This is a genomic window from Sorangium sp. So ce1036 (assembly GCF_051369805.1).
Taxonomy (GTDB): domain Bacteria; phylum Myxococcota_A; class Polyangia; order Polyangiales; family Polyangiaceae; genus Sorangium; species Sorangium cellulosum_F.
On sequence record NZ_JBBMOX010000001.1, the window covers coordinates 2,037,848 to 2,051,866 of the forward strand.

Annotated in this window: 10 protein-coding genes; 5 read left to right on the forward strand and 5 right to left on the reverse strand. The window is 73.8% G+C overall.

Annotated elements, in window-relative coordinates:
- Positions 1-191: 191 nt before the first annotated feature.
- Positions 192-998: a hypothetical protein gene (locus WMF31_RS07675; protein WP_436601302.1), complete on the forward strand. Its 807-nt coding sequence runs from the start codon at positions 192-194 to the stop codon at positions 996-998.
- 228 nt (positions 999-1,226) lie between these two features.
- Here the strand turns inward: WMF31_RS07675 and glyA are convergent, their stop codons facing one another.
- Both glyA and WMF31_RS07685 read right to left on the reverse strand, forming a co-directional pair.
- Entirely contained in the window at positions 1,227-2,498 is a 1,272-nt protein-coding gene (glyA, locus tag WMF31_RS07680; RefSeq protein ID WP_129352287.1) for a serine hydroxymethyltransferase, read from the reverse strand.
- Entirely contained in the window at positions 2,495-3,817 is a 1,323-nt protein-coding gene (locus WMF31_RS07685) for a dihydrolipoamide acetyltransferase family protein (protein ID WP_436601303.1), read from the reverse strand. Before WMF31_RS07685 ends, glyA begins: the two co-directional genes overlap by 4 nt.
- 340 nt (positions 3,818-4,157) lie before the next feature.
- On the opposite strand from WMF31_RS07685, the gene WMF31_RS07690 reads away from it, so the two are divergent.
- A complete protein-coding gene (locus WMF31_RS07690; RefSeq protein WP_436601304.1) occupies positions 4,158-5,930 on the forward strand; it encodes a glycosyltransferase family 39 protein in 1,773 nt (590 codons plus the stop codon).
- Positions 5,931-6,181: 251 nt separating this feature from the next.
- On the forward strand, positions 6,182-7,228 hold the full coding sequence (locus tag WMF31_RS07695; protein WP_436601305.1) for a glycosyltransferase family 4 protein: 1,047 nt from the start codon (positions 6,182-6,184) through the stop codon (positions 7,226-7,228).
- 352 nt (positions 7,229-7,580) lie between these two features.
- Here WMF31_RS07695 and WMF31_RS07700 read toward each other — a convergent pair whose 3' ends face one another.
- The 3 genes from WMF31_RS07700 to WMF31_RS07710 form a co-directional block, all read right to left on the reverse strand.
- Positions 7,581-7,907, reverse strand: a complete 327-nt coding sequence (locus WMF31_RS07700) for a hypothetical protein (RefSeq protein ID WP_436601306.1) — start codon at positions 7,905-7,907, stop codon at positions 7,581-7,583.
- Positions 7,908-8,401: 494 nt separating this feature from the next.
- On the reverse strand, positions 8,402-9,046 hold the full coding sequence (locus WMF31_RS07705; RefSeq protein WP_436601307.1) for a TonB family protein: 645 nt from the start codon (positions 9,044-9,046) through the stop codon (positions 8,402-8,404).
- Between the two features lie 60 nt (positions 9,047-9,106).
- A complete protein-coding gene (locus WMF31_RS07710; RefSeq protein ID WP_436601308.1) occupies positions 9,107-11,368 on the reverse strand; it encodes a glycosyltransferase family 39 protein in 2,262 nt (753 codons plus the stop codon).
- A 111-nt stretch (positions 11,369-11,479) separates the two neighbouring features.
- Here WMF31_RS07710 and WMF31_RS07715 point away from each other — a divergent pair, with 111 nt between their 5' ends.
- Both WMF31_RS07715 and WMF31_RS07720 read left to right on the forward strand, forming a co-directional pair.
- Positions 11,480-12,274 (forward strand): Uma2 family endonuclease, encoded by a 795-nt coding sequence (locus tag WMF31_RS07715; RefSeq protein ID WP_436601309.1) that lies wholly within the window; start codon positions 11,480-11,482, stop codon positions 12,272-12,274.
- A gap of 148 nt (positions 12,275-12,422) precedes the next feature.
- Positions 12,423-13,970, forward strand: coding sequence for a hypothetical protein (locus WMF31_RS07720; RefSeq protein ID WP_436601310.1), 1,548 nt, complete (start codon positions 12,423-12,425; stop codon positions 13,968-13,970).
- Positions 13,971-14,019 lie beyond the last annotated feature (49 nt).

Sequence of the window (14,019 nt, forward strand, 5' to 3'; positions counted from 1 at the left end):
TCCGCCGGGTGGATGCGATGAAAGCGGGGGCGTTGCCCGTCCAAAGCGACATCCGGCGGACGACCTCGGAGCTCGGTGGATCGGGCGCCGGGGGGTTGCTCCGGGGAGCTCGCTGCGAGGGACCCGTTGCGTCGGGGGCGCGTCAGTGAGAATGAACGCGGCGTTCCGCCGCAGAGTCTGAGGAGGTTCTTTTGCTCCGTACGATGGGCGTCTTGCCTGGCATCATCCTCACCGCAGCCCTCGCCGTCGGTTGTCAACAGCGAGAGGCATCCCCGCCGCCGAGCTATGCGAGCCAGCCTGGTTACCAGCAGCCGTACCCGCAGCAGCCTGGCTACCAGCAGCCGTACCCGCAGCAGCCCGGCTACCAGCAGCCGTACCCGCAGCAGCCTGGCTACCAGCAGCCGTACCCTCAGCAACCTGCGCCGCAGCAGCCCGCGCCGCAGCAGCCCGCGCCGCAGCAGCCTGCGCCGCAGCAACCTGCGCCGCAGCAGCCCGCGCAGCCTGGCGGCTTTCCGTGGCCGTTCCCGCTCCCTGGGGGTCAGCAGCCCGGCGGCCAGCCTGCGCCGAGCGGGGGTGGGAGCACGGCGGGCGGCGCCACGCCGATCGATCCGAACCTCGCTTCGGCCGCGACCATCCCTCTGAACGCCCTTGCCGCGAGCGAGGCGCAGGGCATGACGAAGGAGGGGGGACCGATTGCGGGCCAGTTCAGCGCCGGGCAGACCCTGGAGCATCCGATCCAGCTGATGCCCGGCAAGTGCTACACGGTCCTCGGCGTGGGCGCGGGGATCACCGAGCTCGACATCAGCCTCGTGGCGCTGACCCCGATCCCGATGGGCTCGTCGGTGCTGGCGCAGGACAACTCGAGCGGCTCCAACGCCTCGCTCGGCGGCCGTGGCAACTGTTACCGCTGGTCGTTGCCGGTGGGCATCAACGCCAAGATCATCGTCAAGGCCACCGCCGGCTCCGGCGTCGCCGCAGCCCAGCTCTACGTGAAGTAGCGAGCGGCCTCCCGCTTCGGATACGTGCCCATCTCGCGTCTGACGGGATTGGGGCGGACGGTGGACCCATCTACCGGCGTAAGCCCCCGGCGAGGCCTCCCCCACAGCGAGGCCCGCGCCAAGGAGGCGATGCGACACGGAGCCGGGCGCCGGACGACGCGCCCGGCGCCGGCACCTACCCGCGCTGATCTGAAAGTGGCGTGGTGGGAGGGCGGCCGATCTACAGGTCTACAGGCGGATGCCGGGCGCAGGGAAGCCGCGGCAGAGCTCCTCGACCTCGGCGGCGATCCGGGCGAGGCGCGCCTCGTCGTTCATGTGCTGCGCCACCTCGTCCATCCAGCCCGCCAGGCGCTCCATCTCGGCGACGCCCATGCCGCGCGACGTCACCGCGGGCGTGCCGATGCGCAGCCCCGACGGATCGAACGGCTTGCGCGGATCGAACGGGATCGAGTTGTAGTTGGCGACGATGCCCGCGCGATCGAGCGCCTGCGCGTAGGGCTTCCCCCCGATCCCCTTCGGCGTCATGTCGATGAGCAGGAGGTGGTTGTCGGTCCCGCCGGTGATGAGCCGGAAGCCGCGCGCCTCCAGCGCGCGCCCGAGCGCCTTCGCGTTCTCCACGATCTGCTTCGCGTAGGCCCGGAAGCCGTCCTCCGACGCCTCCTTCGCCGCGACCGCGATGGCCGCCGTCGTGTGGTTGTGCGGCCCGCCCTGGAGGCCCGGGAACACCGCCTTGTCGATCGCGCTCGCGTGCTCCTTCTTGCACAGGATCATCGCGCCGCGCGGGCCCCGGAACGTCTTGTGCGTCGTCGACGTCACCACGTCCGCGATGCCCACCGGCGACGGGTGCGCCCCGCCGGCCACGAGCCCCGCGATGTGGGCGATGTCCGCCGCCAGGATCGCCCCCACCTCGTCCGCGATCGCCCGGAACGCGGCGAAGTCGAGCGTGCGCGGGTACGCCGTCGTCCCGCACCAGATGAGCTTCGGCCGGTGCTCGCGCGCGAGATCGCGGACCTGATCCAGGTCGATGCGGTGATCGCCCTCGCGCACGCCGTACGGCACGCTCTTGAAGTACTTCCCGGTGATGCTCACCGTCCAGCCGTGGGTCAGGTGCCCGCCCGCGGGCAGGCCCAGGCCCATGATCGTGTCGCCGGCCTGCAGGAAGGCGAGGTAGACGGCGAGGTTGGCCGGGCTGCCCGAGTAGGGCTGCACGTTCACGTGCTCGGCCCCGAACAGCTTCGCCACCCGCGTGCGCGCGAGCTCCTCGACGACGTCGATCTGCTGCTGGCCCTCGTAATAGCGCTTGTGCGGGTAGCCCTCGGAGTACTTGTTCGTCAGCACCGAGCCCGTCGCCTCGAGCACCGCCCGAGACACGTAGTTCTCGCTCGCGATCAGCCGGAGCGTGTCCGCCTCCCGCCGCTCCTCTCTCCGGATGAGCTCGGCGATCTCCGGATCGACCTCGCTCAGCGCCCGCAAGCCCTGCACGTCGCTCTTCACGCTCATACCTCGAACTCCCCGCGTGAAAGGATGTCGGCGACGCGCCAGAGGAACGAGTTCGCCAGCACCCCGTCGATGATGCGGTGGTCGTACGACAGGGCGAGGAACATGACCGGGTGGATCGCGATCGAGTCCTCCTTGTCCTTCGTGACCACCACGACGCGCTTCTTGATCTCGCCCATCCTGAGGATGCCGACGTTCGGCTGCGAGATGATCGCGCCGCCGAACAGGTTGCCCTTCAGGCCGGGGTTCGAGACCGTGAACGTCGTGTTCGCGAGATCGTCGGCCGTGATCTTGCCGGACTTCGCGCGCCCCGCCAGCTCGTCGATGCTCCGCGCGATGCCGCGGAGCGAGAGCTCGTCCGCCTGCTTGATGCTCGGGACGATGAGGCCGCCTGGCGTGTCCACCGCCACGCCGAGGTTGACGTCGCGCAGCACCACGTACGAGTTCTCGAGCACGCGCGCGTTGAACTCGGGGTGCTCCCGCAGCGCGCGGACGGCCGCGGCGCACACGAAGGACAGGAACGTCAGCGACGAGCCCGCCTTCTTGAACGCGTCCTTGTGCTGGTCGCGCAGCTTCGACGTCTCGTGGAGGTCGACCTCGGCGACCGTCACCACGTGCGGCGACGTCACCTTGGAATAGACCATGTGGTCCGCGGTGATGCGGCGCCGCCGGCTGAAGGGCACCACCTTGTCGCCCGGCCTGGGCGTGTAGGGCGGCACCTTGTACGCGCCGAACCCGACGCCGGGGACCGGCGGGACGAACCCGCCGCTCGCCTGGATGAGCTGCGACAGCTCCGCCGCCGGGCTCGCCGCGGCGGCCGCCGGGTACGCCGGGCTCGCCGCGGCGGCCGCCGGGCTCGCCGCGCCCTGCGCCGCGCGCATCACGTCGTCGCGGGTGATCCGGCCGCGGTCGCCTGTCCCCTGCACCTCGCGCAGGTCGACGCCCGACTCGCGCGCAAGCTTCTTCGTCGAGGGGCTCGACAGGGGACGGGCGCCCTCGTCGTGCCCGTTGCTGCCCGGCGCCGGCGCCGCGGGCCGCGCCTCGGCGGCGGCGCCCGCGCCCTGGGCCGGCTGGGCCTCCGCCTCCGCCGTCTCATCGATCTGGCAGAGCAGGCCCTCCTTGGCGACGATGGTCCCTTCCGCCACCGCGATCCGCGCGACGCGCCCCGCTGTCGGCGCCGGGATCTCCGTGTCTGCCTTGTCGGTCGCGACCTCGAGCAGCGGCTGCTCGCGCTTGACGAAATCGCCCTCGCGCACGAGCCACCTCGACACGGTCCCCTCGAGCACGCTCTCGCCGAGCTGTGGCATGCGAACATCCACCATCGCTTCTCGCTCCTCCAATGTGCGCCGCCGCGAGCGCCCGTTTCTCAGGGCAGAGCGGCACGGTCGTATACGCTGCCCGCCCTTCGAGAGCAACGGCACATGTTCGCCCGATGTACATCCTCTGTCAGCGCGCGGCCGCAGGGCGCGGACACTCCGGGCCGCGCCGCGCCCTGACACCCCGCGGCCAGCCGAGGCGCCGCGCCGCGCCCATCCGCCGGCCAGCCGGCGGGGGCGGGCCGCCCCGGCGAGGGCGCGCCGCACGCGGCCGCCGCGCCCCCCGACGCAGGACGGCGGGAATCCTGCGTAGACGCTGGCGCGCCCGACCCGGTAAAAGACCCCGGTGCGTGACGCCGCGCCGGATGCGACCGCGGCCCGCTGTCCCCGGGCCACCTCGAGCGACACCGCGCGCGAGCGCCTGCCGTCGTCGCCGGCGCTGGCGCGGGCGCGCGTCGCGGGCGCGCCGGCGCTCGAGGCGTTCTCGCTCGGCGTGATCGCGTTCTTCCTGCTGCAGATCCTGACCTACGGCTTCGGCCGCGATCAGGGCATCTACGCCATGGTCGCGCGCACGGTGCTCGACGGCGGCATGCCGTACCGCGACGCGTTCGACTTCAAGCCGCCCGGCATCTTCGTCCTCTACGCGCTCGCGCGCGCCCTCTTCGGCCCGGCGCAGTGGGGCATCCGCGTCCTCGAGGTCCTCGGCCTCACCGGCATGTGCCTCGCGATGGCGTCGTTCGCCGGGCGCGCCTTCGGCGATCGCCGGATCGGCGTGGTCGCCGCTGCGCTCGCCGTGCTCGTGCACGCCCAGCTCGATTTCTGGCACACGGCCCAGCCCGAGTCGTTCGGCGGCATGCTCACCTTCTTCGCCCTGCTCGCCGCCACGCCGCGCGGCAGCGCCGGCGCGCCGCGGCCCTCGCCGACCGCGGCGGCGCTCGTCGTGGCCGGCGCGCTCTTCGGCGCCGCCGGCCTGCTCAAGCCGCCGCTCGCGGGCGGCGGCGTCGTGCTCGCCGCGGCGCTGGGCGCGCCCGCGATCGCGGATCTCGCGCGGCGCGCGGCGCGGCGCGCCGCCCCGCCCCCTTCGCCCGGCGACGAGGCCGGGCGGGCGGCGGCGTCCACGCCCGCGCTCCTCCGGGACGCGCTCCGGCCCGCCCTGCTCATCGCCCTGGGCGGTGTGCTGCCCGGGCTCGCCTGCGTCGCGTGGTTCGCCGCGGAGGGGGCGCTCGGCGATCTGTGGGAGGTCCTCTTCGTCTTCACGCCGCACTACACCGCGCTCGGCTGGCAGGACGCGGGCGTGCTCGAGATGGCGTGGCACGGGGTCAGCGAGTGGCTCGTGCGCTACTCCGGCCCGATCGCGCTGGGCCTCGCCTGCCTGGTCGCGCTGCACCCGGAGCGCCACGAGCGGGCGGCGGTCGCGCTGCTCTCGGGCGTGATCGCGATGCACCTCGTCGGCGTGGTGATGCAGGCGAAGTTCTTCCCGTACCACTACGGCGCGACCTGGCCGCTCACCGCGATGCTCGCGGCGCTCGGGCTCTGGAAGGCGTGGCAGCGGTGCGTCCGGCGCGGCGCGCTCGCCGCCGCCGCGCTGGGCGCGGCGCTCGTCGTCGCCGCCTTCGCCCGCTCCGCGACCAAGGACGTGGCCGACGGCTACCTCGAGCGCTGCGCCGAGCGGATCGCGCTGCTCGCCGGGGGCGCGAGGGATCTCGACCGGCTCGATCGCCTCGCCTCGGTCGCCGACGTCAACGCCGCGGCGAACCGCGCGGTCGCCGCGTGGGTGCGCGAGCGGGTCGCGCCGGGCCGGCCCATCTTCGTGTGGGGCTTCGAGCCGGTGATCTACGATCTCGCCGATCGGACGCCGTCGACGCGCTACCTCTACAACGTCCCGCAGCGCGCGGCGTGGGCCCGGGAGGAGGCGCGCGACGCGCTGATGCGCGACCTCGCCGCGAGCCCGCCGGCCGCGATCGTGGTCGAGCGCCGCGACGTCTTCCCGTCGGTGACCGGCGACGCGCTCGACTCGCGCGACACGCTGGACGGGTTCCCCGCGCTCGCGGGGCTCCTCGCCGACCGCTACCGGCTCGCGGTGCTCATCGAGGACTTCGAGATTTACCTCGAGCGCTGACCGGCCGCGCACCCCGGCGGACGTCCCTCGGCCGCAGCGGCTGCCCGTCGATCGCAGCGGCTGCCCGGCCGCGCTCGCGGCGGGCCGAGGCCCTCGTGCGCGCTTCGCGCGCCCGAAGAGAGGCGAGAGCACGGACGGGACGTTTTTTTCTGGCATGTTCATTGAAGTGGGGGCGGCTGGCATGGACTGGCCGCGATTCCTGCCCGAACGTGAGGGCTCGATTGCGGCGCGGCGGCCGAGGAGCGACAAGCATGCGCATTGCGATCATCTCCACGCCCTTCATCCGGGTGCCGCCGTCGGGGTACGGAGGGACCGAGCTGTTCTGCTACGAGCTCGCCGAGGGGCTATCGGCGCGAGGGCACGAGGTGACGCTCTACGCGACGGGGGATTCGGTGGTCAGCGGTCGCCGCAGGGCGCTTTACCCGACCGCGTGCTGGCCCCCGGCGCTGGAGGATGAGGCCAACCACGCCGCCTGGGCGATCTCCGAGATCGCGCGAGAGGACGGGCTCGACGTGCTCCAACTGAGCAGCCCGGTGGGCATCCTCTTCACCCGCTCGGTCCGTGTGCCTGTCGTTCACACGATCCACCACGCGCGCTGCGACGAGCGATCGCGCATCTACGCGCGGTTCCCGGAGATCATGTATGTCGCCATCAGCGAGCGGCAGCGCTCGCTCGAGATCGATCTCCCCCGCTCGTGCGTCATCCACCACGGCGTCTCGCCGTCGCGCTACCCGCCGAGCCTCGGCGACGAGGGCTACCTCGCGCACATCGGTCGGTTCGCCCCGGAGAAGGGGACGCACACCGCGGTCGACGTCGCGGAGGCCGCGGGACTGCCGATCAAGCTCGCGGGCCGCGCGCACCCCCAGGACCATGCCTACTACGCCGAGGAGGTGGTCCCACGGCTCCGGCGGGGTGGGGGCCTAGAGCTCGGCGAGGTCGATCACGATCGCAAGATCTCCCTCCTGCGCGGGGCGCGGGGGCTCCTCTGCCCGCTGGAGTGGGAGGAGCCGTTCGGGCTCATCGCCATCGAGGCGATGCTCTGCGGCACCCCGGTGCTCGGCTTCGCTCGCGGCTCCTTCCCCGAGATCGTCGACGAGGGCGTCACGGGGTTCCTGGCGGAGCCGGGGGACGTCGAGCGCCTGATCGCGGCCGCGAGGGGGCTCGCGCATTTCGACCGCGCCGCCTGCGCGCGCCGCGCGCGGGAGCGCTTCAGCGCGGCCGCGATGGTCGCGAAGTACGAGGCGCTCTACCGGACCGTGACGGCGCTGCCAGACGGCAGCCGCCGCCGGGCCGCATGAGCGGACCGGGGCGAGCGGCGTGGAGCTCGGCGCGTCGCTGGATGTCTGGCGGGCTCGCCACGTACCGCGCGTCACTGGCTGGATCCGCGAGTGAACGAGCCGAGGGCGTGCGGACGCGGGACGAATTCCCCCTCACGGAACCAGGGACGACCCCGGGCCACCACGTGCTAGCACCGCTGCGGGAAGTTGCCCCGGATCAGCAGAAGAACCGCCAAGTCGCCAAGGCCGCCAACACGCCAGCAAGAGGCGAGGGGGAGGGCCGTCCCAGCGTTTCCCCCTCCTATTCCCCTTGATTCTTGGCGCCCTTGGCGGCATGGCGGTTCGCTTTCCAGGCCGACTTCCCGCAGTAGAGCTAAGACGGCGGCTCGGGCCGGCTCGCGGTGATGTCCCCGGCGATGCGCTCGACGCTCCGGATCAACGCCTTGATCTGATCGCCGACCACCGTCCCCGCGTCGTCCACGAGCCCTTGGACGTGCCTGAGCACGGACGGCAACCCGTCCGCGGAGACCTCGCCCACGCGCTCGCCTCCGAGCTTCGCCTCGATGCGCGCGAGCTCGTCCTTGAGCTCGCCGAGCGCCCGGGCCACGTGCTCCTTGTGCTGCACGTGCTCGTGGCGCGAGAGCTCATACGCCATCGCGATGGCGCCCCGGACATCCCGCTGAACTTCCATTCGATCCATGCTGGCTTCCCCGTGCCGTCGCCGGCGTTCTTGATCTCGAAGGCCTCCTGTGCCCGCGGGGCGCGCTGCGCCGGACGCCGATGCGGTACGGGAGCGTGGTCTGCCTCGGCTGTCTGCTGGTCGCGCCCCGCAGGGTAGGTCAGTCGGCTCGCCCTCGGTCGTTGCAGGCCTCTGCGTCGTTCGCGTCGGGTTAAGCACCTTTCGTGCCCCAGGCTGCGCCGCGCTCCCGGCGGCCGGGCCGACGGCGCGGCGTGCGGCGCCGTCGGTGAGCGCTGTCCCGCGCGCGCGGGAAGGAAGACCGATCGCGAGGCGGGTTCGTTCGTACTCGGTGGCGCGCTGTCCCGCGCGCGCGGGAAGACCGCCAGGGGTGTCGCAAAGCGCCACGCGCCGACGGGCCGCGCGGCCGATCTGCCGCTGCCACCCGCCGAGGCGCCGCGGATACCCGGGCGTCCGTGCTCAGCGGGGCCCCCTCCTCAGGGCTGCGCGAGCTCGACTCAGGGCTGCACGAGCTCGACGCCGCTGAACTCGATGGGGAAGGTGACGACGGTCGTCATCCCGCCCTTCGGGGGAGGGAACAGCATCCTCTCGAACGCATCGGCCACGCAGGCGTCGACTTGCGAGTTCTTCGCGGTCGACCTCACGACATCTGCCCTGTTGACCCGACCGCTCGGCCCGATGGTCGCCTTCACGGTCACCTTCGCCACGAACTTCGGGGAGCTCTTCATCCCCACCTGGTAACACGCGTCGAACAGCTCCCCGTGCTTCTCCACCACATCGCGGATGTCCGCCTCGGTGATGTTGCCCGCCAGCGTCCCGGTCGCGGTGGCCGCGCCGGGCCGCGCGCTCCAGCCGCGGGCGGAGGACTTCGGGGCCGCGGCTCCCCGCGCCGCCGGCCGGGGATCCGCGGGGACCGGCGCGCCCGGCGGGGGCGCCTCCCCGGCAGCGGGCGAGGCGCCTGCCGCCGCCGGGGCCGTCGTGCTCCCGCGCGCCGGCGGCGCGGCCTGCGCGGGCGGCGCGGCCTGCGCGGGCGGCGCGGCCTGCGCCGGCGATGCGGGCGAAGGCCGCTGGGCGGGCGGCGGCGCGGCGCAGCCCGCCATGAGCGCGAAGAGCAGGACTGGACCCGTTCGGCGAGAGCTCATGCCCGAAGCTAAAACCGGAAGGCAGGCCCTTGTCCACGAGGATGCAAGCGCGCCCCCGGCTCAGCGCAGCCGCAGCACCTCGACCTCCGACGCGCCGCCGCGGTCGAGGAGCTTCGGCGCGCGACCCGGCGCACGGGACCTCAGGGACGCCCAGAACACCTCGGTCCCGGGCCGCTTCCGGATCGGCACCGGATCGGCGTAGAGGAAGCCCGCCCTCCATCGCTGCGGCGAGATCGCCGTCGGGAGGCCGACCTCGCGGTAGAGCGGGTCCGCCATCGTCGTGGACAGCGGGGCGCGCTCCACCACCCGCGAGCGCACCGCGAGCGTCACGTCGCTCGCCGCCGGGCCGCCCGCCCGCACGAAGAGGGTGAGCAGCGAGCGCGCGCCCTCGTGGTACGTGGTCCCGAGGATCTCCGTGCCGTCGTCGAACCGCGCCCCGAGCGGCGTGAGCGCGGCGTCGATCTCCGCGCGGAGCGCGGCCGCGCTCGCGCCGTCGCCCGCGGAGAGCGCGATGTTGTGCGCGATCCGCTTCTGATCCAGCGTCTCCGGCGGCCCCGCCGGCGGCTCGGCCGGTTGCTCGAAGTGCGTCCGGAGCTCCCACGTGAGGAACGGATCCGGCACGATCTCGCGCTCGGGCTCGGTGCCCGAGACGAGGTACCAGGTGAGGAGCCCCGGCTCCCGCTCGCGGAACGAGGACGCCTCGATGCCGCGCCCCGCGCCGGCGCTCGCCCCGAGGCCCGCGCCCATCGCCCAGAACGGCCCCACCGCCGTGATGTCGAAGCGCCGCGCGAGGCTCGCCTGCTCCCGGTCGGACAGGAAGCGCGTGTCCACCACGTAGGCCCCGCGCGGCTCGACCCTCGGCGCGGGCCGGTTCGGCGTCACGACGCGCCCGCCGAGCGCCCACACCTGGGCCCAGGTGGCCTTCATCCCCTCGTGCAGCTCGACCGGCGCGTCCTCCCGGAGCCTCGGCGCGAGCCAGCGCAGGAAGGCCGTCTTCGCCCCGTCGGAGTGGATGAGGTGCCCCCGCTCGTTGAAGCGCCCGCCCGTCTCGCGCGCGTACCGCAGGGCCGGGATCCCGTCGCGCAGGATCACGGCGAGCGGCACGAGCCACACCCCGAGCGCCGCGAGCGCCGGCCCCGCGGGGCGGGGCGCGCCCGCGGGGTCGCGCCGCGCGGCGGCGCGCTCGAGCAGCGCCGCGCCGCTGTCCACGAGCACGGCGGCGGCGAGGGCGAAGTACGCCCCGAAGTAGTGCGGCCAGAAGATGTGGATGTCCGCGCCCTGGCGGAAGACGACGTACTGCACCGTCGCCATCGCGAGGAAGAGCAGCGGCAGCGCGTCGTGCTCGCGCCGGAGCAGGGCGAGCCGCGCGACGGAGACGACCGCCGCGAGCTTGCCGGCGGCGATCGCGACCGGCGTGAACGAGAGCTCGATCCAGGTGCGCCGGCTCGCGAGCACCTCGCCGAGCGGCGCGGCGTTGCCCGAGGAGCGGAACCCGTAGCTCGAGAGCAGATCGCCGAGCTTGCCGCTCGCGTGGAAGAGGGCGACGTAGAGCGCGGCGGTCAGCGCGGCCAGGGAGGCGGTGAGCACCCACCACGCGGCGTAGCGCCGCTCGTGGATCGGGCCGAAGACGCGCCGCGGGAGCGCGTAGGCCCTGAGCGCGCCGAACGCGAGCAGCCCGCCCGTGAGCACGAACGCCGGCCAGTCCGCGTTCATCCCGAGCGTGAGCCCGAGCGCGCTCACCGCGAGGTAGCGGCGCCGGGACGTCTGCGTCATCCGGACATACCCGAGGAGCCCGAGCAGCGTCCACGCGATCACCGGCACCTCGAGCGCGTTGAAGCTCGCGAACGACAGGGTGATCGGCAGGACGACGAACGCCGCCGCCGCGGCGGCGCCCGCCGCGGGGCGGTAGACGCTCCGGCCGATCGCGTGGAGCAGGGGCGGCGTCGCGGCGCTCAGCAGGACGGCCGGGAGGCGGCAGACCATGTCGTGCCGGCCGAGGACCTCCATGAACGCGGCCGTCGTCCAGAAGATCCCCCACGGGTGATGGCAGTAGTACATCGCCGGCGCGGGCCGGCTCGCGGTGTACTCCCACACGGGCCCGAGGATCTTCCAGCGGAGCATGTTGTCCGCGATGATCCCGACGCCCGCCGACGACGCGTAGTGGCCGGCGAGGATGGGCCCGAACATCTCCCACGCCGCGACGAGCGTGAACCACGCCGTCGCGACCGCGGTCACGGCGAGCGCGACGCGGCGCTCGAGGCGCGACGCGGACGGGAGGCCGCGCAGATCGGTGGGGCGGGGGGCGGGGCGCGGGGGGAGCAAGGTGCGGGCAGCCTATCGTCGATGGCGCTCCCGCGAGAGGGGGCGCTCGCCCCACCACCGCGTCGCGCAGGGCGGGTCGATGCGCGCGCGGGGCTCGGGTAGGCTAGGGGCATGTCGACCGAGGCGCACAGGCAGGTCCAGCGGCGGACGCACCGCGGCGGCAGGGGGCACGACCCGACGTTCTATCCGGTGGAGAAGAAGATGGGGGAGGACTCCCTTCAGACGTGGATCGTGGAGCTCCTCCGTCCGCTGATCGAGCGCTGGTACATCGAGCTCGGGCGACCGAGGTTCGTGGGGGCAGACCAGTTCATCTATTACCGGCAGTTCGATCCGTCCAAGGTCGTGGCGCCGGACGTGTACGTGCTGCCCGGCGTTCCGCCCGGCCGGCGGGTGCGGAGCTGGAAGGTCTGGGAGACCGGGATCGCGCCGAGCTTCGCGCTCGAGGTCGTCTCGTCCGAGGATCCGTACAAGGACTACGTGGACGCGCCCGCGCGCTACCGGGAGCTCGGGGTGAAGGAGCTCGTGATCTTCGATCCCGACTGGGACAAGGGCCGCGATCGGGTGCGCTGGCAGCGGTACCGGAGGCTGAAGACGCGCGGCTTCGTCCGGGTGGAGACGACGAACGTCGATCGGATCCACGCGCGCGTGCTCGGCTGCTGGCTGCGGGTGATCGGCGCAGGGGAAGAGGCGCGCCTGCGGCTGGCCACGGGGCCCGAGGGCGAGGCGCTCTTCCCGACCGCCGCGGAGGCGGAGCGCGCGGCGAAGGAGGCGGAGCGCGCGGCGAAGGAGGCGGCGCTGGAGCGCGTCGCGGCGCTCGAGGCGCAGCTCGCGAGCGCCGCGGGGGCGACCGGACGGGAGGCCGCGCCGGAAGACGAGCCGGGAGCGCTCGTGGAAGGGGACCGCTGAGCTGCGCTCTCCCCCGGTAACCCCGGAGGCGCGGCCGACGGCCCCGCGACGCCGGACGGCGTGGCGCCTCGGCCCGCTCCGCCGCGCCGCGCGCGCCGCGCTGAGCGCCGCGCGCCGCGCGCCGCTCGGCGCCGCGCTCGCGCTCGTCGTGGTCGCCACGTCGGTCTACGTGATCGCCGTCCCGCTCGCGGTCGTCCGCTACCCGCCGATGACCGACCTCCCGTTCCACGCGGCCCAGACCGCGGTGTTCAGGCACTACCTCGACCCCGCGTGGCACTTCCGCGAGCAGTTCACGCTCCAGCCGCTCGCGGTCCCGTACATGTCCATGTACGCGCTGGGCGCGCTGCTCATGCTCGTCCTCTCCCCCGTGGCCGCGGTGAAGGTCGCGGCGGCGGCGATGCTCGCGCTCCTGCCCGCCGGCCTCGCCGTCCTCTTCCACGGCCTCAAGAGGAGCCCCCTCCTCGGCGTCCTCGGCCTCGGCCTCGTCTGGTGCAACCTCACCCACTGGGGCTTCCTCAACCACATGGGCGCGCTCGGCCTCTTCGCGATGGTCGTCGGCCTGACCCTCCTGCTCCTCGACCGCCCCTCGCGCGGCCGGCAGATCGCGCTCGCGCTCGCGCTCGTCGCGCTGTTCTTCACCCACATCTTCCGCTTCCCGTTCGCGCTCGCCGCCGTGGTGGGGACCGCGGTCGTCGTGTTCCCGGCGACGCGGCGGCTCCGGCCCATCGCGCTCCCGCTCGCGCCCTCGCTGGTCCTCTTCGCGGCGTGGCTCCTCGCCCGGACCGACGCCCTGCGCGGCGAGGCCGTCACGTTCGCGCTCCGCTGGGCGCGGCTCGGCGAGATCCCGTCGCTCCTGTTCACGAGCTTCACCGATCCCGCCGAGGCCGCGGCGGCCGGGCGGGCGGCGCGCCTCGTCCTCGCCGCGCTGCTCCTGTGCGCCGCCGGCGCCGCGGCGCGGCTCGCGCGCGTCGGCGTCCTCGCGGGCCCCGCGCCGTCGCCCGGATCGGCCGTCCGGCAGCGGACGTTCGCGCGCTGCGCGGCCGTCGTCCCGGTCGCCTGCGCGGCCGTGTTCCTGGGCCTCTTCCTGAGCCTGCCGCTCGAGATCGGCCTCTGGTGGTACGTCTACCCGCGCGAGATCGTCGCGGCCCTGTTCCTCGCCCTCGGCGCCTTCCCCGACCTGCCGCGATCGCCCTGGCTCAGGGTGCCGGCCGTGCTCGCGCTCTCGGCCGCGGCGATCGGCGTCGCCTCCGTCGCGGAGGACAACTACCGCCGCTTCGACCGGAGCACCCGGGATTTCGACGCCCTCATCGCCCGCATCCCGCCCGCGCCCAGGCTGCTCTACCTCGTCTTCGATCACGGCGGCTCGACCCGGACGACGACGCCATTCCTCCACCTCCCGGCCTGGGTGCAGGCCACGCGGGGCGGCTGGCTCAGCTTCCATTTCGCCGTCTGGGACGCCTCGCCCGTGGCCTACCGGCCCCGCGCGGAGCCGGGCGCCGTCGTCCCGCCGCCCACGCCGCTCCGCTGGGAGTGGACCCCGCAGAAGTTCGACGTGCGGCGCCACGGCGCCTTCTTCGACTGGTTCCTCGTGCGCCGGCGGGCAGGGGCGGATCACCTCTTCGCGAGGGACCCGAGCATCGTCCCGGTCGACCACGTCGGGGACTGGTGGCTTTACCGGCGCAGCGGCGCGCCGTAGCGCGGGGGCGCCGGCGCCCCCGGACCCGGCTTTTTTGTTACGCTGCCGA